This is a genomic window from Micromonospora rubida (assembly GCF_009908295.1).
GTDB classification, from domain to species: Bacteria; Actinomycetota; Actinomycetes; order Mycobacteriales; family Micromonosporaceae; genus Micromonospora; species Micromonospora rubida.
This window is the reverse complement of the sequence record NZ_JAAALO010000010.1, coordinates 25110-46979: the sequence shown is the minus strand read 5'-3', so window position 1 is coordinate 46979 and position 21870 is coordinate 25110. Positions and strand designations below refer to the sequence as shown.

At 72.8% G+C, this 21870-nt stretch carries 21 protein-coding genes and 2 pseudogenes; 9 read left to right on the top strand and 14 right to left on the bottom strand.

The window, feature by feature from the left end; translation table 11 throughout:
• Positions 1 to 11 precede the first annotated feature (11 nt).
• Complete coding sequence (holA, locus tag GVV04_RS27180) at positions 12 to 992, bottom strand: DNA polymerase III subunit delta (protein ID WP_161691837.1); 981 nt, start codon at positions 990 to 992, stop codon at positions 12 to 14.
• 124 nt (positions 993 to 1116) lie between these two features.
• A pseudogene (locus GVV04_RS34155) lies at positions 1117 to 2742 on the bottom strand (ComEC/Rec2 family competence protein); the annotation flags it as partial.
• 342 nt (positions 2743 to 3084) lie between these two features.
• On the opposite strand from GVV04_RS34155, the gene GVV04_RS27170 reads away from it, so the two are divergent.
• The 5 genes from GVV04_RS27170 to GVV04_RS27150 all read left to right on the top strand — a co-directional run bounded on the left by GVV04_RS27170 (position 3085) and on the right by GVV04_RS27150 (position 6651).
• Positions 3085 to 3276 (top strand): hypothetical protein, encoded by a 192-nt coding sequence (locus GVV04_RS27170; protein ID WP_161691836.1) that lies wholly within the window; start codon positions 3085 to 3087, stop codon positions 3274 to 3276.
• 77 nt (positions 3277 to 3353) lie between these two features.
• Positions 3354 to 5384, top strand: a complete 2031-nt coding sequence (locus tag GVV04_RS27165; RefSeq protein ID WP_161691835.1) for an AAA family ATPase — start codon at positions 3354 to 3356, stop codon at positions 5382 to 5384.
• A gap of 244 nt (positions 5385 to 5628) precedes the next feature.
• Positions 5629 to 5877 carry a hypothetical protein gene (locus GVV04_RS27160; protein WP_161691834.1) on the top strand — a complete coding sequence of 83 codons (249 nt, stop codon included), beginning with the start codon at positions 5629 to 5631 and terminating at the stop codon, positions 5875 to 5877.
• 74 nt (positions 5878 to 5951) lie between these two features.
• Positions 5952 to 6314: a hypothetical protein gene (locus GVV04_RS27155; protein ID WP_161691833.1), complete on the top strand. Its 363-nt coding sequence runs from the start codon at positions 5952 to 5954 to the stop codon at positions 6312 to 6314.
• Positions 6315 to 6375: 61 nt separating this feature from the next.
• A complete protein-coding gene (locus GVV04_RS27150) occupies positions 6376 to 6651 on the top strand; it encodes a hypothetical protein (protein WP_161691832.1) in 276 nt (91 codons plus the stop codon).
• Between the two features lie 502 nt (positions 6652 to 7153).
• Here GVV04_RS27150 and GVV04_RS27145 read toward each other — a convergent pair.
• The gene (locus GVV04_RS27145; RefSeq protein ID WP_161691831.1) at positions 7154 to 7405 is read right to left on the bottom strand and encodes a hypothetical protein; all 252 of its coding nucleotides are present in this window, start codon (positions 7403 to 7405) and stop codon (positions 7154 to 7156) included.
• A 636-nt stretch (positions 7406 to 8041) separates the two neighbouring features.
• Between GVV04_RS27145 and GVV04_RS27140 the strand changes: the two genes are divergently transcribed.
• Together GVV04_RS27140 and GVV04_RS27135 are read left to right on the top strand one after the other, a co-directional pair.
• Positions 8042 to 8467 carry a helix-turn-helix domain-containing protein gene (locus GVV04_RS27140; RefSeq protein WP_161691830.1) on the top strand — a complete coding sequence of 142 codons (426 nt, stop codon included), beginning with the start codon at positions 8042 to 8044 and terminating at the stop codon, positions 8465 to 8467.
• 511 nt (positions 8468 to 8978) lie between these two features.
• Positions 8979 to 10139, top strand: coding sequence for a hypothetical protein (locus GVV04_RS27135; protein ID WP_161691829.1), 1161 nt, complete (start codon positions 8979 to 8981; stop codon positions 10137 to 10139).
• 64 nt (positions 10140 to 10203) lie between these two features.
• On the opposite strand, the gene GVV04_RS27130 is transcribed toward GVV04_RS27135, so the two are convergent.
• Positions 10204 to 10419, bottom strand: a complete 216-nt coding sequence (locus GVV04_RS27130) for a hypothetical protein (RefSeq protein WP_161691828.1) — start codon at positions 10417 to 10419, stop codon at positions 10204 to 10206.
• Between the two features lie 158 nt (positions 10420 to 10577).
• Between GVV04_RS27130 and GVV04_RS27125 the strand changes: the two genes are divergently transcribed.
• On the top strand, positions 10578 to 10919 hold the full coding sequence (locus tag GVV04_RS27125) for a hypothetical protein (RefSeq protein WP_161691827.1): 342 nt from the start codon (positions 10578 to 10580) through the stop codon (positions 10917 to 10919).
• Positions 10920 to 11150: 231 nt separating this feature from the next.
• Here GVV04_RS27125 and GVV04_RS27120 read toward each other — a convergent pair whose 3' ends face one another.
• The 10 genes and pseudogenes from GVV04_RS27120 to pepN form a co-directional block, all read right to left on the bottom strand.
• Positions 11151 to 11345 carry a hypothetical protein gene (locus GVV04_RS27120; RefSeq protein WP_161691826.1) on the bottom strand — a complete coding sequence of 65 codons (195 nt, stop codon included), beginning with the start codon at positions 11343 to 11345 and terminating at the stop codon, positions 11151 to 11153.
• A gap of 75 nt (positions 11346 to 11420) precedes the next feature.
• Positions 11421 to 12785 carry a recombinase family protein gene (locus GVV04_RS27115; RefSeq protein WP_161691825.1) on the bottom strand — a complete coding sequence of 455 codons (1365 nt, stop codon included), beginning with the start codon at positions 12783 to 12785 and terminating at the stop codon, positions 11421 to 11423.
• A 16-nt stretch (positions 12786 to 12801) separates the two neighbouring features.
• A pseudogene (locus GVV04_RS27110) lies at positions 12802 to 13605 on the bottom strand (ComEC/Rec2 family competence protein); the annotation flags it as partial.
• Positions 13602 to 14504, bottom strand: a complete 903-nt coding sequence (locus GVV04_RS27105) for a helix-hairpin-helix domain-containing protein (RefSeq protein WP_407938845.1) — start codon at positions 14502 to 14504, stop codon at positions 13602 to 13604. The pseudogene GVV04_RS27110 and the gene GVV04_RS27105, both read right to left, overlap by 4 nt.
• Positions 14505 to 15080: 576 nt before the next feature.
• Positions 15081 to 16148, bottom strand: a complete 1068-nt coding sequence (locus tag GVV04_RS27100; protein WP_328822594.1) for a protein kinase family protein — start codon at positions 16146 to 16148, stop codon at positions 15081 to 15083.
• A 133-nt stretch (positions 16149 to 16281) separates the two neighbouring features.
• The gene (locus GVV04_RS27095) at positions 16282 to 17139 is read right to left on the bottom strand and encodes a DegV family protein (protein WP_161691824.1); all 858 of its coding nucleotides are present in this window, start codon (positions 17137 to 17139) and stop codon (positions 16282 to 16284) included.
• A gap of 47 nt (positions 17140 to 17186) precedes the next feature.
• Positions 17187 to 17816, bottom strand: a complete 630-nt coding sequence (locus tag GVV04_RS27090) for a histidine phosphatase family protein (protein ID WP_161691823.1) — start codon at positions 17814 to 17816, stop codon at positions 17187 to 17189.
• On the bottom strand, positions 17813 to 18223 hold the full coding sequence (rsfS, locus tag GVV04_RS27085; RefSeq protein WP_161691822.1) for a ribosome silencing factor: 411 nt from the start codon (positions 18221 to 18223) through the stop codon (positions 17813 to 17815). Before rsfS ends, GVV04_RS27090 begins: the two co-directional genes overlap by 4 nt.
• Positions 18224 to 18333: 110 nt before the next feature.
• The gene (nadD, locus tag GVV04_RS27080; protein ID WP_161691821.1) at positions 18334 to 18930 is read right to left on the bottom strand and encodes a nicotinate-nucleotide adenylyltransferase; all 597 of its coding nucleotides are present in this window, start codon (positions 18928 to 18930) and stop codon (positions 18334 to 18336) included.
• Between the two features lie 130 nt (positions 18931 to 19060).
• Entirely contained in the window at positions 19061 to 21577 is a 2517-nt protein-coding gene (gene pepN / locus GVV04_RS27075) for an aminopeptidase N (protein ID WP_161691820.1), read from the bottom strand.
• Between the two features lie 67 nt (positions 21578 to 21644).
• Between pepN and GVV04_RS27070 the strand changes: the two genes are divergently transcribed.
• The gene (locus GVV04_RS27070) at positions 21645 to 21863 is read left to right on the top strand and encodes a DUF397 domain-containing protein (protein WP_161691819.1); all 219 of its coding nucleotides are present in this window, start codon (positions 21645 to 21647) and stop codon (positions 21861 to 21863) included.
• Positions 21864 to 21870 lie beyond the last annotated feature (7 nt).

Sequence of the window (21870 nt, the reverse complement as noted above, 5' to 3'; positions counted from 1 at the left end):
AACCGGCCGGTTCACCGGGCGCCGCCCTGCCTGGCCGCCGCCACCGAGAACACCGCCCGCTCCAGCGCGTACGCGCGGTCGTCCGAGCCGCCCTTGACCGCCGCGTTGCACTCGGCGGCGGCCCGCATCGCCTGCACCAGGCCCTCCGGCGTCCAGCCCCGGGCCCGCTGCTGGGCGCTCTTGACCTTCCAGGCCGGCATCCCGAGGGTGCCCGCCAGCTGGTACGGGTCGCCCCGCCCCGCCGCGGCGACCCGGGCGACGGTGCGGACGCCGTCGGCGAGGGCATCGGCGATCGGGACCGGGTCGACGCCGACGTGCAGCGCCCAACGCAGCGCCTCCAGCGCAGCCGGCACGTCGCCGATCAGGGTGGCGTCGGCGACGGTGAAGCCGCTCACCTCGACCCGTCCCTTGTAGTAGCGGGCCACGGTGTCGGCCCCGATCCGCCCGTCGGTGTCGGCGATCAGCTGGGAACACGCGGCGGCCAGCTCGCGCATGTCGTTGCCGACCGCCGCGATGAGCGCCTCAGCCGCGTCGTCGGTGCATTTGCCGCCGGCCCGGCGGATCTCGTCGCGGACGAAGGCCACCCGCTCGCGGTGCCCCTTGAGTTTCGCGGCCGGCACCACCGTGGCGCCCGCCGCCCGCAGCCCGTCCGCGAACGCCTTGCCCTTGGCCCCCCCGAGGTGCAGCACGACGAGCTGAACGTCCGGGTCCGGGTTCTTCGCGTACGCCAGCAGCGCGGCGGCCAGGTCCTTGCGGGCGTCCTGACCGGAGCGCAGCACCAGCACCCGTCGACCGCCGAACAGCGACGGGCTGAGCATCTCGGCGATCTCACCGACGGTCAGCGCCCCGGCCTGGTACTCCCGGACGTCGACCTCGGGGTCGACGTCGCGGGCCCTGGCCACGGTCTCGGCCACCGCGCGCGTGGCGAGCAGCTCCTCGTCGCCGAGGACGAGCAGAATGGGGGCGAGGTCGGCGGCGGTCACGCCGCCCATATTCGCACGCCGCCCACGGGATCGTGCCTGCTCGTTGAGGCCGACGAAGGCAGAGCCCGCACTCAGCGCAAATCCAGACATTTACGCTAATCCCCCTGCCAATGCCGCCAATAGCCATTACTCCTCAGCGTTGCCGTCGTCCCGGGGCGACGCCCCGGTTCACCACGGCCATTCCGTCCCGCCCCAGCACCACTGCCACGTCGCCGTCGGTGTCCGTACGCAGCACCCGCGCCCCGCCCCGGGCGATCCGGGCGAGCACGGCGGCGTTCGGGTGCCCGTAGGAGTTGCCGACCCCCACCGGGACCAACGCGACCCTCGGCCGGACCGCGTCCAGGAACGCCGGCTCCTGATACGCCGACCCGTGGTGGGCGACCTTGAGCACGTCGGCGCGTACGCCACCGGGTGGCGACCGCTCGAGCAGCGCCCGCTGCTCCTCGGTCTCGGCGTCCCCGGCGAGCAGGATCCGCACCCCGGCCACCGTGGCGCGCAGCACGAGCGAGTTGTTGTTCGGATCGGACCGGGTCCCCCGCAGGGGGTACGGCGGGCCGAGCACTACGAGTTCCAGCCCGCCGACCCGGTACGTCCAACCCGCCGTGGCCACGGCCGTCCCCGCCCCGCCCGTCGCGGCGGCAGCGCGTACCAGATCCCGCCCGGCGGCGGGCTCGGGCCACTGCGGCGTGCGCACCGCCGCCACCCGGCGGCCCCGGAACACCCCGGCCACCCCGCCGATGTGGTCGACGTGGAGGTGGCTGAACAACAGCAGCGGGACCTCCCGTACGCCCAGCCGACGCAGGCAGCCGTCCACGGCCGCCGGGTCCGGCCCGGCGTCGACCACCACCGCCCGGCCGGCGCCCGCCGGCAGCACCAGCGCGTCGCCCTGGCCCACCGCGCACGCCACCACCACCCAGCCGGGCGGCGGCCAGCCGGCGGCCACCAGGCGTACGGGCAGGGTGCCGGCGATCACGGCGACCGCGACCACCGCCACCAGCCGGCGTATCAGCGGCCGACGGGTGGCGATCAGCAGCGCCACGGTCAGCCCGGCCAACAGCAGCGCCCCCGGCATCCCACCCGGCCAGGGCAGCGCGCCCGCCGGCAGCCGCGCACCGTACCGGGCCACCGTGACCAGCCACCAGGCCGGCCAGCTCGCCAGCCAGGCCGCGAACTCCGCCCCCGCCGGCCAGACCGGGGAGAGCACCGCCGCCGCCACCCCGAGCACCGTGGCCGGCGCGATCGCCGGCACCACCAGCAGATTCGCCGGCACGGCGACCAGGCTCACCGTCCCCGAGATCCCGGCCACCACCGGGCCGCAGGCGAGCTGGGCGGTAGCCGGCACGGCCAGCGCCTCGGCGAGCCCCGGCGGCACGCCCCGCCGTCGCAGGCCGTCCCGCCACCCCGGGGCGAGCAGCAGCAGGCCGGCGGTGGCCAGCACGGACAGCGCGAACCCGGGGTCGCCGGCCAGGTCCGGGTCGAGCAGCACCAGCCCGGCCACCGCCGCGGCGAGCGCCGGCAGGGCCGCCCGGGGCCGCCCGGCGGCCAACGCCGCGAGGCCGATCGCGCCCATGGTGGCGGCGCGCACCACGCTGGGCGAGGGGCGGACCAGGATGACGAAGCCGACCAGGGCCAACGCGCACAGCCCGACGGCCACCCGGGGACCGGCCCGGGACCAGCGGGCCAGCAGCAGCACCGCCCCCACGACGATCGCGACGTTGGAGCCGGACACCGCGTTCAGGTGTGTCACCGCGCAAGTAAGGCGGGTATAAATCTTCCTGCCGTGACCTGCGCAAACTCTCCAGTCAGTCCTGATCTGGACTGAATATGGGGGCTGAGCTGGGTAAATGTAGATCAACTGAGTAGCGCTTCAATCGATGAAGCGCTACAGTGGAGGCACGGGCGAGAAACCAGCGCCACCCGGCGCAAGGTCCGCACGACGGCCCCAGACACAAACCGGTTGGCTACCGGGGGTCGATAGGTCCTGATGAGTAGCGATGCGCGCTGTAGAAGCGCGCGATGGGCCCGGACGGCACCGGGACGCAGAGGGTGGGGAGCCTAGCCAGGCGGGGCCACCAGGAAGCAACTTTCCTGGAGCCTTGCCATGTCTGTCGAGACACGAGCCCAGCGCGCCGCGCGCACCCTCACCCAGCGCACCACGCCTGAATGGCGTCGGGAGCGCGCCCGGAAGGCTCACCTGGCCGCCGCCGTGAAGGCCGTGGTGGAGCGGGCCCCGGAGCTGACCCCTGAGCAGACCGCGAAGCTGCGCGCCATCTTCGGGGGTGCGGCCCGATGAGCGCAGAGAAAAGCGGCCCGCTCCCCAGCAAGGCCGCTCCCCACGCAAGTTCCACCGTTGACTCTACCTCACCAGCCATGATCACGACTGGTGAGCAGGCCCGCGCGCTGGAGATCGCGCGCCAGCTCATCCGGGCCGGCGTCCCAGTCTTCGCGGCGGAGCCGGACCCTCATAGCCCCCTGGGCTACCGCCTCCCGAAGCACTGGGAGAAGACCTACCCCAGCGAGGTGAACCTGGACCGCTGGCGTCCGGGGTGGGCCCTGGCCGCCGTGGGCGGTTCCACGGCGGACTTCCTGGACGTGGACCCGCGCAACGGCGGGGACGCCAGCGTCCAAGAGCTGAAGGCCGCCGGCCACTGGCCGCGTTCCTTCGGTCAGCAGAGCACCCCGTCCGGCGGTACGCACTACGTCATCACGCCGACCGGGGAGCGGAAGGGCGTGCCGCTGGCGGGCCTGGACCTCCAGGCCGGGGACGCCCACGGTGTGGGCCGGGGCTTCGTGTGGATCTCTCCGACCGTGCGCCGGTCGAAGACCACCGGGGAACTGGTGGCGTACCGGTGGGAGGTGGGGCCGGACCTAGAGGGGCTGGAGGAGTGGCGCGGCCAGGATGAGTCCACCGCCGGCATCGTGACCCGCCTCCAGGCGAAGCGGTCCGCCAGCGTGCCGGCGCAGCGCGTAGAGGCGGACACGGCGGACCCGTTCCTGACCGCCTCCTCCGCCAGCCAGGGAGGGGAGCGGGCTTTCACCCAGGCCCAGGCCCAGGACTTCGTCCGGCCCGCGCTCCTGGCGCTCCAGGCCGCCCGCATCGGGGAGATCGAGGAGAAGGCCAACACCGCCGCCGTCATGCTCTCCCGCTTCGTCCCCACCTTCTGGAGGGCGGACGAAGCGTTCCGGTTCCTCACGGACGCGCTCTCGCACACCGCGTACGACCCAGATCACCAGGCTGCCACCTGGCGGGCGGAGAAGTTCCTCCCGGTGCTGGACGGACGCCGGCCCCTCCAGGACCCCTGGAAGGCCGTACGGCGGGCGGAGCAGGCCCCGGGCGGCCAGGAGAAGGCGCGGCCGGACCGGGTGGCCGCGCTCCTCGGGAAGATGCTGGACCCGGACGCCCTGGAGTGTCGGCCCCACCCCCGGCCCTTGGTGCGGGGACTGGTCAACCTGGAGTCCCTGACCTGGATCATCGGAGAGCCGGGGAGCTTCAAGTCCTTCGTGGCCCTGGACCTGGCGGCCCACGTGGGAGCCGGCCTCCCGTGGCGTGGACAGGAGGTGACCCGGGGCCGGGTGCTCTACGTGGCGGCAGAGGGGGCCTCAGGCATGACGCTCCGGATGCGTGCCTGGCGGAAGGTCTACGGGGCCACGCCGGACCTCCTGACGCTCCCGGAGCCGGTCCAGGCGTCCGACCCTCAGGCGTGGGCGGCCCTCGTGGAGGCGTGCCGGGAACTGGGGCCGGTGCTGGTGGTCATCGACACTCAGGCCCGGAACACGGTGGGCATGGAGGAGAACGACAACACCGCAATGGGGGTCTTCATCGAACGGCTGGAGGAGCTGAAGCGGGCTACCGGCGCGTGCGTCCTGGTGGTCCACCACACGGGCCGCAACGGCGGGGACGCCCGTGGGGCCAGCGCCATTGATGGGGCCCAGGACACGGAGCTGAAGGTCATCCGGGCAAAGCCCCGGAGCGCCCTAGCCGCGAAGGTCTCTGTGGAGAAGCAGAAGGACGGGGAGGACGGTTGGCACCTGCCCATCACCCTCCAGAAGGTGAACCTGGGGACCGACCCGGAGACCGGGGAGGAGCTGGGCACGCTCACCCTGGAGCCCTTCGACGCCTTCAACCTGGCGCAGGGGGTGGAGGAGGCCCCGGACTGGCAGGCCAACCTTACGGAGAACCAGCGGGACGTCATGGCGGCCATGCTGGAGCACTCCGACGAGACCGGGGCCACGCGCGCGCAGGCCATCCAGTGGGTCAAGGCACACCGTGAGCACCGGAACCAGCCGGCCATGACCCCCACCTCCTTCGACTCCGCCACGAAGGCACTGAAGGCGAAGGGGCTCCTCCTGAAGGAGGGGACGCGCTGGATCGCGGCTGAGTACGCGGAGGCGCACGAGTAGGACGGCCAGGGTAAGTGCCCGGCAAGTGCTGCACTTGACCGCACTTGCCGGGCACTTACCCGAAAGTAGGCGTTGACCTGGGAAAACACTTACACGCACTTACGCACTACTCAAACACTTAGCACACGCACTTACCTCCTCCTCTGGAGGTAAGTGCGTGAAGTACCCGGCCAGGGAGCCCCCCTCCTGGCCGCTGGGTCTGGGTTGCAGGAGGCCCGCCAGACCCGGGCCGGAAGGAGAAGACGTGAGCACCAACGCCACCAGGGCCACCGCCGGAGCCCTCTGGGTGGGCGGCGTGGGCAGGGACCGCGCCGGGAAGCCCGTCCCCGTTGTCTACCTGGCCGCCGGACGCTTCCTGATCCCCGATGACGGCCACCAGTGCCCCTGCTGCCGGTGGAGGCACGCGGACCCGGACACGGCACCTGAGCCGGTCACGGCCCCGGTTCAGTACGGGGCGGCCATCCTGGCGGCCAGGAGGGCGGCGGGCCGCTGAGCCCTCTGGCCGCGCAGTCCCCGACTGGTCGTACCCTGGCCGCTTCAAGCCTGACCGTCCGAAGGGGACAGACCTTGACCGAACAACCCATCGTGATCTCCGTGTCAAAGCCGCTCTGGGCGGCTTGGTCGATGATTGATCGACTAAGAATGGCCGGGGTGCAACCTGCCGAGGAATCCACGGGCGAACTCCTGGAAGCGCTGTCACTCCAAGAGGCCACCTTCGAGAAGAGGATGGACCACGTGCCGGAGGTCGTCTACGGACTCTGGATGGAAGACCGGAACTCCCACCCCATGCCGATCATCTGGGACGGAGTGATCCCAGGGGACGACTTCTATGTATGCCTGGAAACGCCGGAAGAGGCACAGAGTATGGCTCAACGATTTCGGGATCGCTCGGTGAGCGCCGTCCGTGAAGAGCTGGCACGCCGGGTCTGACCCCTCCCCTGGCCGCCTGAGACGGCCGGACAGGAATACCCCCCGCCCGTATGGTAAAGGCATGGGTGAGTGGAGAGAGCCGAGGCCGGACGGGGCCTGGATCACGCCGCGCGGGGTGGCCGCCGTGGTGGAGGAACTGGAGCTGTGCGGCATCCCGCTGGACGCCACGGCGGCCTCCGCCCGGTGCCGCCTGGAGCTGAACGGGGTCTGGGTCAGCTACTTCATGGCGAACATGGCGCTCCGGGTCCGCCGGGAGGCCGCCGGATTCCCGTCAGTCGGGTCCGGCCAGCATCGGTCCTGTGTCCCCGCCGCCGGGTCCTCCTCCCTGGCCGCCTGAAGGACTTGGACCCGGAGGACCCCCCCGGGTCCCGCTGAGGTCCTGGACCTAAGGACCCAGAGGCCCCGCCGGGGAGCGGGACCCGCTGAGGTCCTGGACATGGGACCCGGCAGGGACCCCGGGGGACCTCAGCGAAGGACCCACGTCCAGGACCTGGGTCCACCGCTGAGGTCCTGGAGCGGGCGGCCAGGTTGATGTCCTCCTGGCCGCACGGAGCGCACGGGAGCCCGTGAAGCTGACCGCGTGACCCACCAAGCGAGGAGGCCCCCGCCGTAGCGGGGGCCTCCTGTACGACCGCCTCTGGTTGGGCGGGGCTAGGCGGTCGCCCAACGAAATCCCCAGGCCAAGGGCCATGTATGGCTGGTTGGGCCTGGTTGGGCGGGGCTGGGCGAGAGGCCACCCGGACCAGAGAAGAAGTCTGTCTCCGGCCCGGGTAGGCCCGTCTTGATGATGACGTTGGTGAAGCCGGGCCGGAGATGAACTCCAGCACCGGCACACGGAGCTAGGTGCGCCTCCTGGGAGGTCTCCTCCGCAGCACCACCACGATGCCGCCGATCGCCGCGCTGCCGATCGCGCCGATGGTCGGTATCGCCACCGGCGCGACGCTGCCCACGTCCTCACCGCTGAGCCTGACGATGTAGGCGAGCGCCCCGATGGCCAGCACCGCGATCAGCACAAGCGCCCCGATCAGGGCGTTCTCCGTGCCGCTCTCTCCGGGCTGGTGCCGCCCGGTCCCTCTCGTTACCGTGGTCACGTGTTGTCGTTCCTCCTGTAGTTGGTCCTTGCCTCGGACATGTGGCGGACGCGACCGGTCAAGGCGGCCCCCGGGTTGCACCCCGGGGGACCCGCCGCCTTGACCCAGAGATGCAGGCCGGTCGCTCCGTTGCAGAGACAGTAGCGAGTGGACAGGACACATCACCGCCAGTCGCGCGGGTGAGCAGTGGGCCCACAAAACTGCCCACAAACTCCGCCCGCTCAGGCTGGGCGGCGGCGGACGGGCCGGGCGGGCCCGTGTTGGCTGGTAGGAGCGCTCTCCGCCTTGTCGGAAATTTTCTTCTCCAGGTGAAACACCTCGTTCGGGAAGTCCATCTGACCGACAGCGCCACCAACCGTTGTCCGACCGGGGCCACCTTGCGTTCTGGGCGTTGTGCAGGTCGCCCCGTTTGACGCCCGCCCGGCTCACATGAGCTTGTCCATCCGGGGCCACTTGACGTAGCGAAGTTGCCGCTGGTGTGCACACCGGACCGCTCTACAGCCGGCCAGACGGCCAGCCCTCATGTCTTTCGTGCAACTTGCACAAGGCCCCGCGCCGAACATAAGTGTCATTATGGTGCTCTCTCAGTGGCACTTTGGACTAGTATCTGGCACTTTGCGGGTATACGGTCCAAACATGAGCCGAATGACCGCCGGCCAGCGGCACGAACAGGAGCTGACCGCCCTGGAGCTGAGCAACGCCGGCCACTCCATCGACACCATCGCTGAGCGCCTGGACATCAGCCGGAGGACCGCCGCGCGGCGCGTTCAGGCCGCCCTGGAGCGCATCCCCGCCCAGGAGGCGGACACCCTCCGCCGCCAGTCGGAAGCGCGCTTCAACGGCTGGATGCGGCGCGCGAACGTCCTCCTGGACTCCCCGGAGCTGTCCATCCAAGACACGGTAAAAGTCGTCGGACTTCTGCTCTCCCTGGAGCGGGAGCGGGTCCAGCTCTACGGGCTCCGGCTCCCGGCGGCGTTCGTGGTCCAGCACGAACTAGGACCCGGGGGTCCCGGGACCCCGGACCTGACGGGACCCGCCTGGACCCCGGGGACCCAGCGGTGAGCCCCCTCGCGTTCGGTCCCGGGTCCGGGTCCTCCCGGGTCCTGAGGGGACAGGGGACCCGGGACCGCTGTAGGACCCACCGGGTCCCGCTGGGTCCCGGCCGGGTCCAGGAGGTCCCCGGGGAGGACCTGGCGGCCCTCCGCCTGGCCGATGAGTCCGCCGCCCGGCTGAGGGAAGCGGGGGTCCCGCTCCCCCGGGTCCGCCCGCTGACCGACAGACAGTCCCGGTGCCCGGAGTGCGTCCAGGTGTCTGCCCTGGCCGCCGTCGCCCGGTTGAACGGAGATGAGGACCGATGAACGTAGCCCAGGAGCTGGCCGCCGCCATGGTGGCCACCGCACGCCGCCCTCCTCGGGCTCGCCGGCCCGCCCGAGGAGGGCGGCCAGGAGGAGCCGAAGGCGAAGCGCACGGCCCGCCCCCGGAGGGGTGCCCTGGCGGACGCCTTGCCACCAATCACCAACACGGCCACGGCCCGCCGCCGGGCCATGATCCTGAACCTGAAGGAGAGCAACTGATGATCACGGATGAGCGGGTTCGCTACTCCCCGGAGCTGGGCGTCTGGACCGTGGACATGACCGGCATGACCGCCGTGACCCCGGGCCAGTCGGAACACATCCTGGGCCAGGCCATGTTCCACGCCCGGGAGGCGGGGACCGCGCTGGAGGGGTGCACGTGCGACCCGGGAGACCAGTTCTGGGACGGGCCCCGGTTCCGGGTCCCCACCACCCCCTACGGCCACGAAGTGGCCCAGGCGGAGGGCCACACCAGCCGGCTCATGGTGGTCGGGCACGGTGGCCGGACCCGCGCGGCCCAGTTGACCGGCGAAGAGGTCCAGGGCAACCCGTGCCCGCTCCGCAACGTGGCCGGGGAGCACCGGGCGAAGACGCTGGTTCAGCGCGGGGGCGGTGGCCTGACGGAGCTGTACGGCCTCACCGTGGCCTTCCCCGCCGGAGCCGGTCCGCTGACCGCTCTCACGGTCGCTGAGGACGCCCCGGAGGTCTGGGAGTCGGAGCCGGTCCGGTTCCGGGCCGCTGGCCTTGACGTGAGCGTCCCGGGTCGCCACGTTCACCCCGCCGTTCAGCCCTCCCTGGCCGCCTTTCAGGCGCTGGCGCTGAAGGCGGGGGAGCTGAACCGGGCCGCCCGGGACGCGCGCCAGCGGGCGGAGAACGCGCCCCGGGAGCTGCGCCGGGAAGCCGCTCAGGCCGCCATCTCCGGCCGGACGGCGGACGCCGCGAAGGCGGCCCAGAGCCTCCGGGACCTGGAGCTGGAGGCGGACGCCGCAAGGGCGGTAGCGGACGGCACGGAGGACGCCCTAGAGGCGACTCAGGCCGCCGTGGTGAAGGCGGTGGAGGACAACCGGGCGGAGTGGCTGGCGTACCTCGCCGGCCAGGGGCGGACCGCCCTGACGCGCGTGGACGCCGCGCTGACCGCGATGGACGCCGCCCTGGCGGAGCTGGTGGCGGTGGACACCATGCGGGCCAACGTGGAGAAGCCGCTCCACGCGCGTCATCAGGTCTTCGCCCAGGGCTCCACGCTCAGCGCTCCGGCGGATTCCTACCTGGCCGCCGCTCAGGAGGTCCGGACGAAGGCGGCGGAGACCCTGGCCCCGCTGTCCCGCCACGTCGGCACCGGCCAGGAGAAGACGGCCAGGAAGAAGGTGAAGGCCGCCGCCTGAGCCCTCACGGACAACGGCCCGGACCTGGTGGTCCGGGCCGTTTCGTGTGCGCTCTCCTGGCCGCTCAGCTCTCTTCGTCGGATGCGGCGTCCCGGGCCTGGTGGGGCCGGTAGGTCCTGATCCAGGCCTCCACGGCCGCGCGGTCCCAGACTCGCACCTTGCCGCTGGCGACCGTATCCACGGGCTCCGGGAAGGTGCTGCGGTTCGTGATCTCTGTGGTCCGGGTGCGCGACACGCCGCCGAGCATCTCGGCGATATCGGAAAGGGCCACCAGTCTCACGCGCTGACCGTATGCACGTGCAACCCGCACACGTTGCCACTTGCAACCTTGACGGTGCCCACGTTGCAGGGGAGGCTGTAGTGGCAATCGCAACTGGTAGCGGTCCGGCCACCTGATCGGGGATCGGTGGTCGGACCTGCCTGTCTCTGGAGGTGGGGATGGCGATCGACTACGGACCGCCCAGCCGCACGGACCTATTCCTGGCGGCCAGGAGGAGCGCGGAAGTACACCGGGACGGCAAGCGGTGTTCGGAGTGCACCGGGCACGGCGGGTGCCGCCAGTGGCGCTGGGCGGAAGCGCACCTGGCCGCCCTGGTCGCAGAGGAGCACGGGACGGACGTGCTGGCCCGGTGGCGGGAGGTGCGCCACCGGCACGGGTACTGGCACGGCCACGGCAGGCCGTGTCCGTTCTGCCGGGGGAACGGGTGCTGGCTGAACGACTACGCCCGGGACCAACTGGCCGCTTTCGAGCGCGCGGCGGACGGCGGACGGCACCCGTGAGCCTGCCCCAGGAGGTCCCCCGGGAGGTCTGGGTCCCCTGGCTGGCGAAGCGGATCATCCGGCAGCACTGGGCCGAAGGCGGGTGCCAGCGCTGCGGGCACGACGGGTGCCCGTCGCTGACCTGGGCGCGGGAACGACTCAGGGCGTACCGGGGGACCCTCCCGGTACGCCCTGGTTGTTTCGTGGCGCGTTGACACCTGCCACTACGCCGCTGGGAAACCTCAGGGCCCGTCAGCTCCGGCAAACGTTGATGCGCCCCGAAAGGGCCATCTGGTCCAGCACCACGTAAGCCTCTGCCAACTCCAGGGTCTCCCTGGGGGTAACGATCGCTGCCCCGGTCATGCTGTCCGTGGTCGCCAGCCGCTGCAAGATCACCTTCTTAGCCTCGCTGTACAGCTCGTTCTCCTCTTCCTCGGTCATCGCCATGCACGTCTCCTTCGCTTGGCCTGCCCGCTTGACAGGGATCTTGGACCGCGTGACAGTACCGTCCAGGTACGACAGTCACCGCCAGGTGAGCGTGATCCCCTCCGTGGAGAACCCGGGGCCGCGCCGGCCCCGGGCCACGGTGATCTCCAGGAGGAGCCGGACCACGGTGCGGCGCGCGTCCGGGCTCAGGGCCTCCCAGGCCGCCGCCACGTCCCCCGCGCTCACCAGCTCCCCCAGGACGCCGGCCCGGTCCGGGGGCGGAGCGGCGGCGGCCTCCAGGGTGGCCAGCTCTGGCCGGAGCTGACCCGTGATGGTGGCCAGTTGCCGGGCCGTGATGATGCCGGACGCGAAGCTGGCGGCGGCGTCGTCCAGGCGCTGGCGGACCAGCTCCGCCGCCTGGACGGCCCGCTCACGCTCTCCCCCGTCGTCCTCCGGGGTGAGCAGGGCGGCGGCGTCCGGACGGCTCAGGCGAGCGATGACCACGGCCTCCACGTACTCCTCCAGGCGGTCCCGCCGCCGACTGACGCACGCGGACGCCGTGCACCGGTACGCCTCCGTGGCCCTGCTGTGCCCGACCCGGAGCGGGGACCCGCACACGCCGCACCGGGCGATGCCGGACAGGAGGTGGAGGCGTCCCGCGCGGCCAGGGGTGGTGACCCGCTCCGGGTTGGTGAGGATGCGCCGGACCGCGCGCCAGGTCTCCGGCGGGATGATGGCGGGCCAGGCGGCCTGCCCCATCTCCTGGCCGTTGTACTCCCGGAGTCCGGCGTGGCGCGCGTGGAGAAGGACGTTGCGGAACGTCGGGTGCGTCCAGGGCTTCCCGCTGGCGTTGTGCAGGCCCCGGGCGTTCAGGTCCCGGAGGATGGAGCGCAACGGCTCCCCGGCCAGGACACGGCGGGCGGCGTCCCGGAGGACGGCGGCCTCCGACTCCCGGATGGTGAGCCGGTCCACCTCCCAGCCGTACGGCCGGTGCCCGCCGTGCGGCTTGCCAGCGGCGGCGTTCTCCGCCAGCTTGCGCCGGATGCGCGCGGCCTTGTGCTCCGATTCGTAGCGGGCGGTGGCACCCAGCATCCGGGCCACCATCCGGCCGGACGGGGAGCTGAGGTCTACGGCCCCGGACTGGCAGGTCTGGATCTGGAGGCCGGTGCGCTCCGCCAGGTCGATGAAGCGCTCCAGTTCCTTCGGGGAGCGGTGGAGACGGTCCGGGTGCCAGGCGATGAGGCCCCGCACGGTGCCCGCGTCCACGGCGGCCAGGAGACGTTCGTAGTCGGGCCGGGTCCGGCCGGAGTAGGCGCTGATGTCGTTGTCCCGGTAGACCTCGGCGACGGTCCAGCCCAGGCGCTCCGCCAGCGCGCGGCAGTCCGCTTCCTGGCGGGCGACGCCCAGGCCCTCCCCGGTGGAGTCGGAGGAGATCCGTACGTAGATCGCTGCGCTAATCACGCCTTGATCGTGGCATGACATGCGTCATGCCGGTGTCCCGGAAGTCCTCCTCGACTGCGGACGGCAGCCGGCTCGTGTCGCCGACCACCAGGCCGGGCAGCAGCCCGCCCTGCTCGTCGGGCAGCGGCGCGCAGGCCCGTTGCAGGCCGGCGCGCAGCACGCCGGCCGCCCGCTGCGCCCACGGCGGCGGACCGCGCGGCACCGGCGGACCGGGCACGGTGAGCACGGCGGCGGTCAGGTCACCGCCGCGCGGCGCGCCCAACCGCCCCTCGGCCGTGAGCCGCTGCCCGGGCAGCAGGCCCCGCCAGGCCTGGTCGGCGGCGAGCACCAGCACCCGCACCGGGGCGGCGACCCGCGCCCCGTCGGGGCCGGTCAGGGCCACCAGGTCGGCCCGGACCAGCAGGGTGGCGGGCCGCCCGGGGACGCCCCGGACCGGGCGCGGATCGTCCCGGACGACCAGCTCGGCGTCGACCGTGGCCCGGTCGTCGACGAGGGACCGGACGGCGGGTGCGTCCCGGACGACGAGCCGGGCGGCGGTCGCCGCCGCGCCACAGACCACACCGAGCAGCACGGCCACCGCGATCCACCCGTACCGGCGTACGGGAGCCACCGGGCGGCCCAGCGCTCCGAGCAGGTGGGCCGTGCTGAGCGCCGCCAGCCCGGCGGCACCGGCCGCGAGCAGCACCGTCGCGCGGGGGCCGAGGTGCAGACCGGCCAGCGCGGCCAGCCAGGCGGCCACCGCCAGCCCGGCCAGCCGCAGGTCGGGGTTGCTCCCCCCGTCGGCCGCAGGACCGGCGTCCGGCCCCGGCGAGCCGCTCACACCGTCACCAGTTCCTTGAGCTGCTCGTACCGGGCGTCGCCGATGCCATCCACCTGGCGCAGGTCGCCCACGGAGCGGAATCCACCGTGCTGGTCGCGGTGGGTCAGGATGCGCTGGGCGAGCACCGGGCCCACCCCGGGCAGCGCGTCGAGCTGCGCCAGAGTGGCCGTGTTCAGGTTGACCAGGCCCCCGGCACCCGGGTCCGCGCCGGCCGGCTGCCCGGGGACGGCCGGGGCGACGCCGGGCTGGCCCGCCGGGGCAGCCACGCCGACCAGGATCAGCTCCCCGTCGGTCACCTTGCGGGCCGGGTTCAGCAGCGCCACGTCCACGCCGGGCAGCGCACCGCCGGCCGCCTGCACCGCGTCGGCTACCCGGGAGCCCGCCGGCAGCCGGACGAGCCCCGGCCGACGCACCTTGCCGGCGACCGCCACCACCAGCTCGCCGCCCGGCGTCGGCCCGCCGGCCACCGGCTGGATCTCCTCCGGCCCTCCGGAGCCCGGGGCGACGGACGGGGCTGCCCCGACCGGTTCGGCCTGCGGCCGGGACTGCCACGCCCAGAAGCCCGCGCCGAGCACCACCAGCACGGCGACCACCGCCAGCGCCCGTACCCCCCGCCGCCCGGGGTCGAACGCCCCGGGGCCCGGCAGCCGGGACAGCCGCAGCCCGGACGTCGGCTCGTCGCCGGGCTCGGAACCGTCGCCAGGCGGCGATTCGCCGGAAGAACCCGGGCCACCGGCGACCGACGACGCGGGATCCGGACCAGCTACATCGAACGGGCCGACGGGCGGCGACGCTTCGGGCCCCGGACCGTCGGCGGCCGGCGGGGGCGCGGGTGAACGCGCGGGCCCGGGGTCACGGCGACGGCGCGGCCCGGGGCCCGCCCGGCCCGGCCATGGCACCGGCCGCTCGGCCGCCGGACCGCCGGCCGGGGCCCACCGGTCCTCCGGTGGCAGCACCGTCGGCCACTCGGCCGACCGGTCACCCGCCGGAGCCCGCCAGCCCTCGGGCCGCGCCGCCGGGGCAGCCCCGTTCCCGGCCGGCCCCGCCGGGGAACCGGCCCCGACCGACGGCAGGTCGTCGGTGGGCGCCGGCCCGGCCGCCAGCCACCGCAGCCTCCGCCGTACGACCGTCTCCTCGTCGTCTGACACGGCGCGAGGCTAGGCCGGCGGGCGGGCGTCATGCGGTCCCGCTGCCCTCGCCTGTGGACAACAAGACCCCTTGTGGACAACTGCCTGATCTTGCCCGTCGTGTGCTAAGGACGGCAGGTCAGCCGGCCTCCGGCCCGTCGGCCGCGAGCAGACCGGAGCAGGGCGGCGGATCGGTGGCATAGATGCTGGCCTGCAGCCACGATCTTCGAGGTTGTGGTCGGGTCGCTCGGGAAACAGCCCCCAGCCGAGCACTCGCGATCTACAGCCCGCACGCCACCCGGCGCGATTTCGCACGGGAACCGCCGCCCGCAGGATCGCGGGACCGAACTATGGGCCGGGATACACCGCGTGGATGTCGCCGTCGAACAGCCGTAAGCAGAAGTCGGTCATCCGCGCCGCAGCGGGGGCGTGCCGGGCAAGGATCCCCGCCACGGCCGCCGGCACGCCCTGCGGAATGTCGCCGTTCGCGCACCGGCGCACGTACCTGTCGCGGGCAACAAATCCACCGCTGACCGGCACCGGCACCCCGCACACCGTGGTGACCAGCCAGTTCACCAGCCGCATCGCCGCGTAGTCGGCGTCGTGGCCGACGTGGTGCGCGACAAAGTCACGCTCGGCGTTCGACAGCTCGAACCGAGGCGATGTGGCCAGCCCGAAATCGACGAGGTAGATCCGATCACCTTCTGCCCGGATGTTGCGGAAGTGGCCGTCCATATGGAGCAGCTCGCGGCTGCGCAGGAACGCCGCGACCTCAAACAACTGCCGCTCGAACGTCTCAGCCTTGCCGACCGGGTCGTTCAGCCAGTCGAGCAGCGGATCGGGGAGGTATTCGAGAAACAACACGAGGCTGGAGGCCGCGCCGGCCAGTTCCTCGAAGCGGATGCGCACGGCCGGGGAACCGTCGAACTGGGCGACGACGGCGTCGATGTCAAGGTGCTCGGACGCGATAGGTGGACGGCCGGGTAGCACCCGCCAGTGGTACAGCAACGGGAAAGACTCCGCCTCGCCGGCCAGGACCCCCTCGGTGACGATCTCGTTCGCGGCCAGCTCGCGCCAAGCGCCGAAGCCCGGGCCGGCGAGGCGGTACATGCCGTACTGGCAGTAGGTCGGCAGGTCGAACAGGTTCGCCGTGCTGTGCGGATGGGCCAGCTCCCGGTCGGTGATCGCGATCCGCTTGGCGAACACCGGAACGCCGTCAACGTCGAGCACCGAGAAATCGCCGCCCACGCCCACAGCGCCGGTGGGCGCGGCATGGAGGAAGGCCGCCAACTCGTCGTCGTTGCGGGCGGCGAGCGAGGCCGAGATGTGGTCGTGGCGGAGACGTCGGGCGGTGAGCATCGCGCCCATCATTCCATCGGATTGCGATCTCTCGCTTGGCGCGTGGCGGCGCAGCACCGACCCCACCTACCGTCGCGGATCGCCTCGACGGTAGGGCGAGTCACGCCCGTCAGGCGGGCCAATGCACGGCTGCTGATCCTGCGCCGTCTCGTCTCGGCGACGCCCGGCTGGCTTGACCGACCGGCGAGGATCAGGCCGCGTCGGGGTGCCGGTGCACGACCACGCAGGCCAGCCCAGGGCCCGCGTGCGCGGCCACCACCGCGCCCGCCTCCGTCACGTACGACGAGCGCAGCCGGTCGCCGAGCCGCTCCGTGAGCGCGGCGAGGAGCTGCTCGGCGCGCTGCGGGGCGGCGAGGTGGTGCACGGCGAGGTCCACGTCGGCGTCGCCGGCCGCCCCGACCGCCAGGTCGACCAGGCGGGCCACCCCCCGGCTCGCGGTGCGTACCTTGTCCCGGACCACGATCGCCCCGTCCGGCATGTGCATGATCGGCTTCACCGACAGCGCGGTGCCGAACAGCGCCTCGGCTACGCCGATCCGGCCGCCCCGGCGCAGGAACTCCAGCGTGTCGACGTAGAAGAAGATGCTGGTGCGGTCGATGGCGTCGACCGCAGCCCGGCGTACCCCCGACAGGTCGGCGCCCCCGGCGGCTGCCTCGGCCGCCGCGAGCGCCGGGAAGCCGAGGCCCATGCCGGTGGAGCGGCTGTCGACGACCGCGACCCGGTCGCCGACCTCGGCGGCGGCCAGCCGGGCCGCCTCCACCGTCCCGGACAGCTCGGCCGACAGGTGCACCGACACCACCGCGTCCGCGCCCGCGTCGAGCAGCTCCCGGTACGTCCCGACGAACTGCTCCGGGGACGGCCGGGAGGTGCTGACGGAGACCCGGCGACCGCCCAACGCCCGAGTGGCGTCCTCGGGAAAGGTCTCGATGCCCTCCAGCCCTTCCGCGCCGTTGAGCACCACGGTCAGCGGAACGACGGTGAGCCGGTGCGACTGCGCCAGCTCAGGCGGAAGGTAGGCGGTGGAGTCGGTGACGACCGCGACGGGCATGCCGGCACCGTAGCCGATGTCGGCCCCGACCGCCCGGGACCGTGTGGTCAGACCGCCTCGGCGGGAGCCGGCAGGGTGATCGGGCCGACATTGTGGGCCAGCAGCTGCCAGCCCCGCGACTCGCTGTGCCGCAGCTCGGTCCAGTGACAGTTCTGCAACGGCCCGATGGCCCGCAGCACCGTGTGGTCCCAGCCGAGCAGGTGCCCGCAGCCCTGCCGGGCACCGCCGCCGTGGGTGGCGACCACGATCGTGCCGCCGGGCGCCACGTCGGCCGCGTCCTGGAGGGCGGTGCCGATCCGTTTGCCGAGGTCGTCGAGGCTCTCGATGTCCGCCCCCGGATCCGGGTCGCCGGCCCGCCAACGGGAGTACTCGTCCGGGTACCGCTCGGCCGCCTCGGTGCGCGCGAGCCCCTGCCACCGGCCGAAGTGCCGCTCGCGCAGCCGGGCGTCGGCGCGCACCGGCAGCCCGGTGAGCGCGGCCAGGGCGGCGGCGGTGTCCACGGCGCGGCTCAGGTCGCTCGCCACGATCGCGTCGGGACGCAGCGCCGCGAGCAGCTTTGCGGCGGTGGCCGCCTGCTCCCGGCCGAGGTCGTTGAGCGGTACGTCGGTCTGTCCCTGCACCCGATCGGTGGCGTTCCAGTCGGTGTTGCCGTGCCGCCAGACGATCAGTCGGGTCATTCGCTGACGGCAGGCCCGGCGGAGGCCTCGGCCTCGACCAGGTCCCGGTCGACGAACGGGATCTGCGGGCAGTCCTTCCAGAGCCGGTCGAGGGCGTAGAACTCGCGCTCCTCGGTGTGCTGGACGTGCACCACGACGTCGACGTAGTCGAGCAGGACCCACCGGCCGCCCCGCTCGCCCTCGCGCCGGAGCGGCTTGGCCTTCTCCGGCAGCTCGAGTAGCCGCTCCTCGATGGCGTCGACGATGGCCAGCACCTGACGCTCGTTGGGGGCGGAGGCGACCAGGAAGGCGTCGGTGATGGCGAGCTGCTCGCCCACGTCGATGATGACGATGTCCTGTGCCTTCTTGTCGGCCGCGGCCTGGGCGGCGGCCATCGCCAGCTCGTGAGCGCGTTCGGAAACTGTCACCGTTCTCCTTCGATCAACCGTGCGACGCTCCAAGCGTCTCACACCCGGCGACGAGACGACTTGTCAGTTCTGGTCGATTTCCCGGACGAAAGGGCATGTATCCGGCGCGATCACCCGAGATAGAGCCGTCGTTTCGCGATGTACTGCACCACACCGTCGGGCACCAGATACCACACCGGCTCCCCCCGGGCCACCCGGTCCCGGCAGTCGGTCGACGAGATCGCCATCGCGGGCACCTGCACCAGACTGACCGTGTCGGCGGGGAGGTGCTTGGCGGACAGCTCGAACCCGGGGCGGGTGACCCCGATGAAGTGGGCCAGTTCGAAGATCTCGTCCAGGTCCTTCCAGGACAGGATTCGATCCAGCGCGTCCGCCCCGGTGATGAAGTAGAGCTGCACGGTCGGGCCGTACTGGGCGTGCAGGTCGCGCAGCGTGTCGACCGTGTACGTGGGCCCGCCCCGGTCGATGTCCACCCGGCTGACCTGGAACCGGGGATTGGAGGCGGTGGCGATCACCGTCATCAGGTAGCGGTCCTCGGCCGGGGTGACCGGCTGGTCCGCCTTCTGCCACGGCTGCCCGGTCGGCACGAAGACGACCTCGTCCAGCCCGAACCGGTCCGCCACCTCGCTGGCCGCCACCAGGTGACCGTGGTGGATCGGGTCGAAGGTGCCGCCCATGATCCCGACCCGGCGGGTGTCTTCCTCCATCCAAAGATCGTATGCCGGCCCCGACCGGCCCGGCCCGGGCCCTCGAACCGGGACGGGCCGAGCGGAAACGGGGCCGGGACGGAGGGAACGGATCGGGATGGTAGGAACATCTTGGGCGGAAGGGCCCGGGTCAGGCAGCGGCGGCGGCCACGGCCGTGCGGGCCACCAGGGCCCGGCGCAGGTCGTCGTCCAGGTCGGTGACCACCCTCCGCAGGCCGGCGGGAAGGTCGTCGCGGGCCAGCAACGCCGCGGCCAGTTCCCGGGTGGGCTGCGCCACGGCGTACCGGGGGAAGGCGAGCTGCGCGACGGACTCGGCCGCGCCGGGGGTACGCCGGGGCCACGCCACCGGCATGTCGGCGAAGTACCGCGACACGTACGGCGCGGTCAGCTCGACCTGCTCGGGCTGCCAGAAGCCCTCCGCGGCAGCCTCGACCAGCCGAACGGACAGCTCGGTGTTGCGCACCACGGTCTCCCACGCCGCCGCTTTGGCGGCCGGGTCGGGCAGCGCGGCCCGGCAGCCGGCGGCCCGTTCGGCGCCGGCCGCGCTCAGGTCGGCCGCCGCCTCTGCGGAGATCTCCACCTCCCCGGCCGCGCCGAGCACCACCAGCCGGCCGAGCACCGACCAGCGCAGCTCGGTGTCCACGGCCAGCCCGTCGGGCACGCCCCGGCCGGCCAGCCAGCCGGTCAGCAGGTCGATGTCGGTGGTCGCGCCGATCAGGGCACGCGCGGCGGCCAACTGCCGGGACCCGCCCGGCCCGGCGGCGGCGAGCATCCGCTCGCAGGCCCCGGCGAGCCGGAGCAGCGCCGCCTCCCGGGTCGGCGGGTCGAGGTAGCGGTCGACCAGCGGCCGGGCCGCCCGCAGCACGTCCTCGATGATGATCACCTCGGTCTCGCCGGGGAGCACGGTGTCGATCAGCCCCACCAGCCCGGCGACGGGCCGCTCCCCGTCGGCTGCGGCGTCCAGCGCCTCGCCCCAGAGCAGGGCCCGGGCCAGCGGGTCGGTCAGGGTCGGCAGCACCATCGGCACGGCGTCCGCCGAGGCGGGGTCGAGGCGGATCTTGGCAAAGGTGAGGTCCCCGGCGTTGGGCAGCAGCAGCCGGGCGGCCGACTGCCCGACCAGCCCGGCGAGGACCGTCCGGCCCCCGTCGGCGTCCGGATCGAGGTCGACCTCGTCCCGGGTGACCGTGCCGTCGACGTCGTACCGGGCGACGCCGATCCGGTGCGGGCGCAGCACCGGGTGGGTGGCCGGGGCCGTCTGCACGATCACCGCCTGCGCGTACCGGCCGGCGGCGTCGAGGGCGACCTCGGCCCGCAGAGTGTTCACCTGGGCCTGGCGCAGCCACCGCCCGGCCCAGCCGGACAGGTCCCGGCCGCTGGCGGCGGAGAGTGCGCCGAGCAGGTCGGCGAGGGTGGCGTTGCCGAACCGGTGCGCCGCGAAGTGCGCGTTCAGCCCGGCCAGGAACGCCTCGTCGCCCACCCACGCCACGAGCTGACGCAGCACGCTGGCGCCCTTGGCGTACGAGATGCCGTCGAAGTTGAGCAGCGCCAGGGCCGAGTCGGCCACCTCCTCGGGCGCGACGGGATGGGTGGAGGGGCGCTGGTCGGCCGCGTACCCCCAGCCCTTGCGGCGCAGCGCGAAGGTGGTCCACGCCCGGTCGAACCGGGTCGCCTCGGCGGTGACCCGGGTGCCCAGGTACTCGGCGAACGACTCGTTCAGCCACAGGTCGTCCCACCAGCGCATGGTGACCAGGTCACCGAACCACATGTGCGCCATCTCGTGGGCGATGGTGGTGGCCCGCTGCTCGCGCTGGGTGTCGGTGACCACCGAGCGGAAGATCAGGTCGTCGCGGAGGGTCACCAGGCCCGGGTTCTCCATCGCCCCGAGGTTGAACTCCGGCACGAAAGCCTGGTCGTACTTGCCGAACGGGTAGCGCTCGGCGAACAGCTCGTGGAACCGGTCCAGGCACTGCCGGGTGATGGTGAGGATCTCCTCGGCGTCGGCGTTCAGGTGCTCCGCCAGCGACCGCCGGCACCAGATGCCCAGCGGGACGCCGTCGTGCTCGGCCCGGCGCACGTGCCACGGCCCGGCGATCAGCGTGACCAGGTAGGGCGCCAGCGGGGCCGTCGGGGCGAACTCCCAGCGCCCCGGCCGGGGGTTCGCGACCTGTTCGCCGTTGGTCGCGACCGTCCACTCCGGAGGGGCGGTGACGGCGAGGGTGACCGGGGCCTTCAGGTCGGGCTGGTCGAAGGCCGCGAAGACGCGCTGGGCATTGTCCAGGAAGGACATGGCGTACAGGTACGTCTCGCCGTCGGCGGGGTCGACGAACCGGTGCAGCCCTTCGCCGGTGTTCGAGTAATCCATCTCGGCCTCGACGACGAGTGTGTTGGCCTCGGCCAGCCCGGCCAGCGGAAGCCGGTTGTCCGTGAGGGCCCCGGGGTCGAGGCCCCGGTCGTTCAGGCGCACGGCCAGCAGCCTCGCGGGGTTGACCTCGACGAACGTCTCCGCTCCGGGGGACGCCCGGAAGCGGATCGTGGTATGCGAGCGGAACCGCTCGCCGCCCCCGGTCAGGTCGAGGTCCACCTGGTAGGACTCGACAGTAATCAACGCGCCACGCGCGGTCGCCTCTACATGGCTCAGGCTCGGCATCCGCTTATCCTGCCCGATGGGAAACCACACCCGTTTCCCAACACGTTCTGCGATGGAGGAAGCAACAATGGGTCAGCACCCCAAGGGCGACTTCGACCTGTCCCGGGCGATCTGGCAACGGGCCGAGGGCGACACCTCGGACAGCGCGGTCGAGGTGGCCTTCGTCGACGATCTGATCGGCATGCGCAACTCCGCCGAGCCGGACGGCCCGGTGCTCGTCTTCACCCAGGCCGAGTGGGACGCCTTCGTCGCCGGCGCCCAGGACGGCGAGTTCGACCTGGACTGAGCCGGTC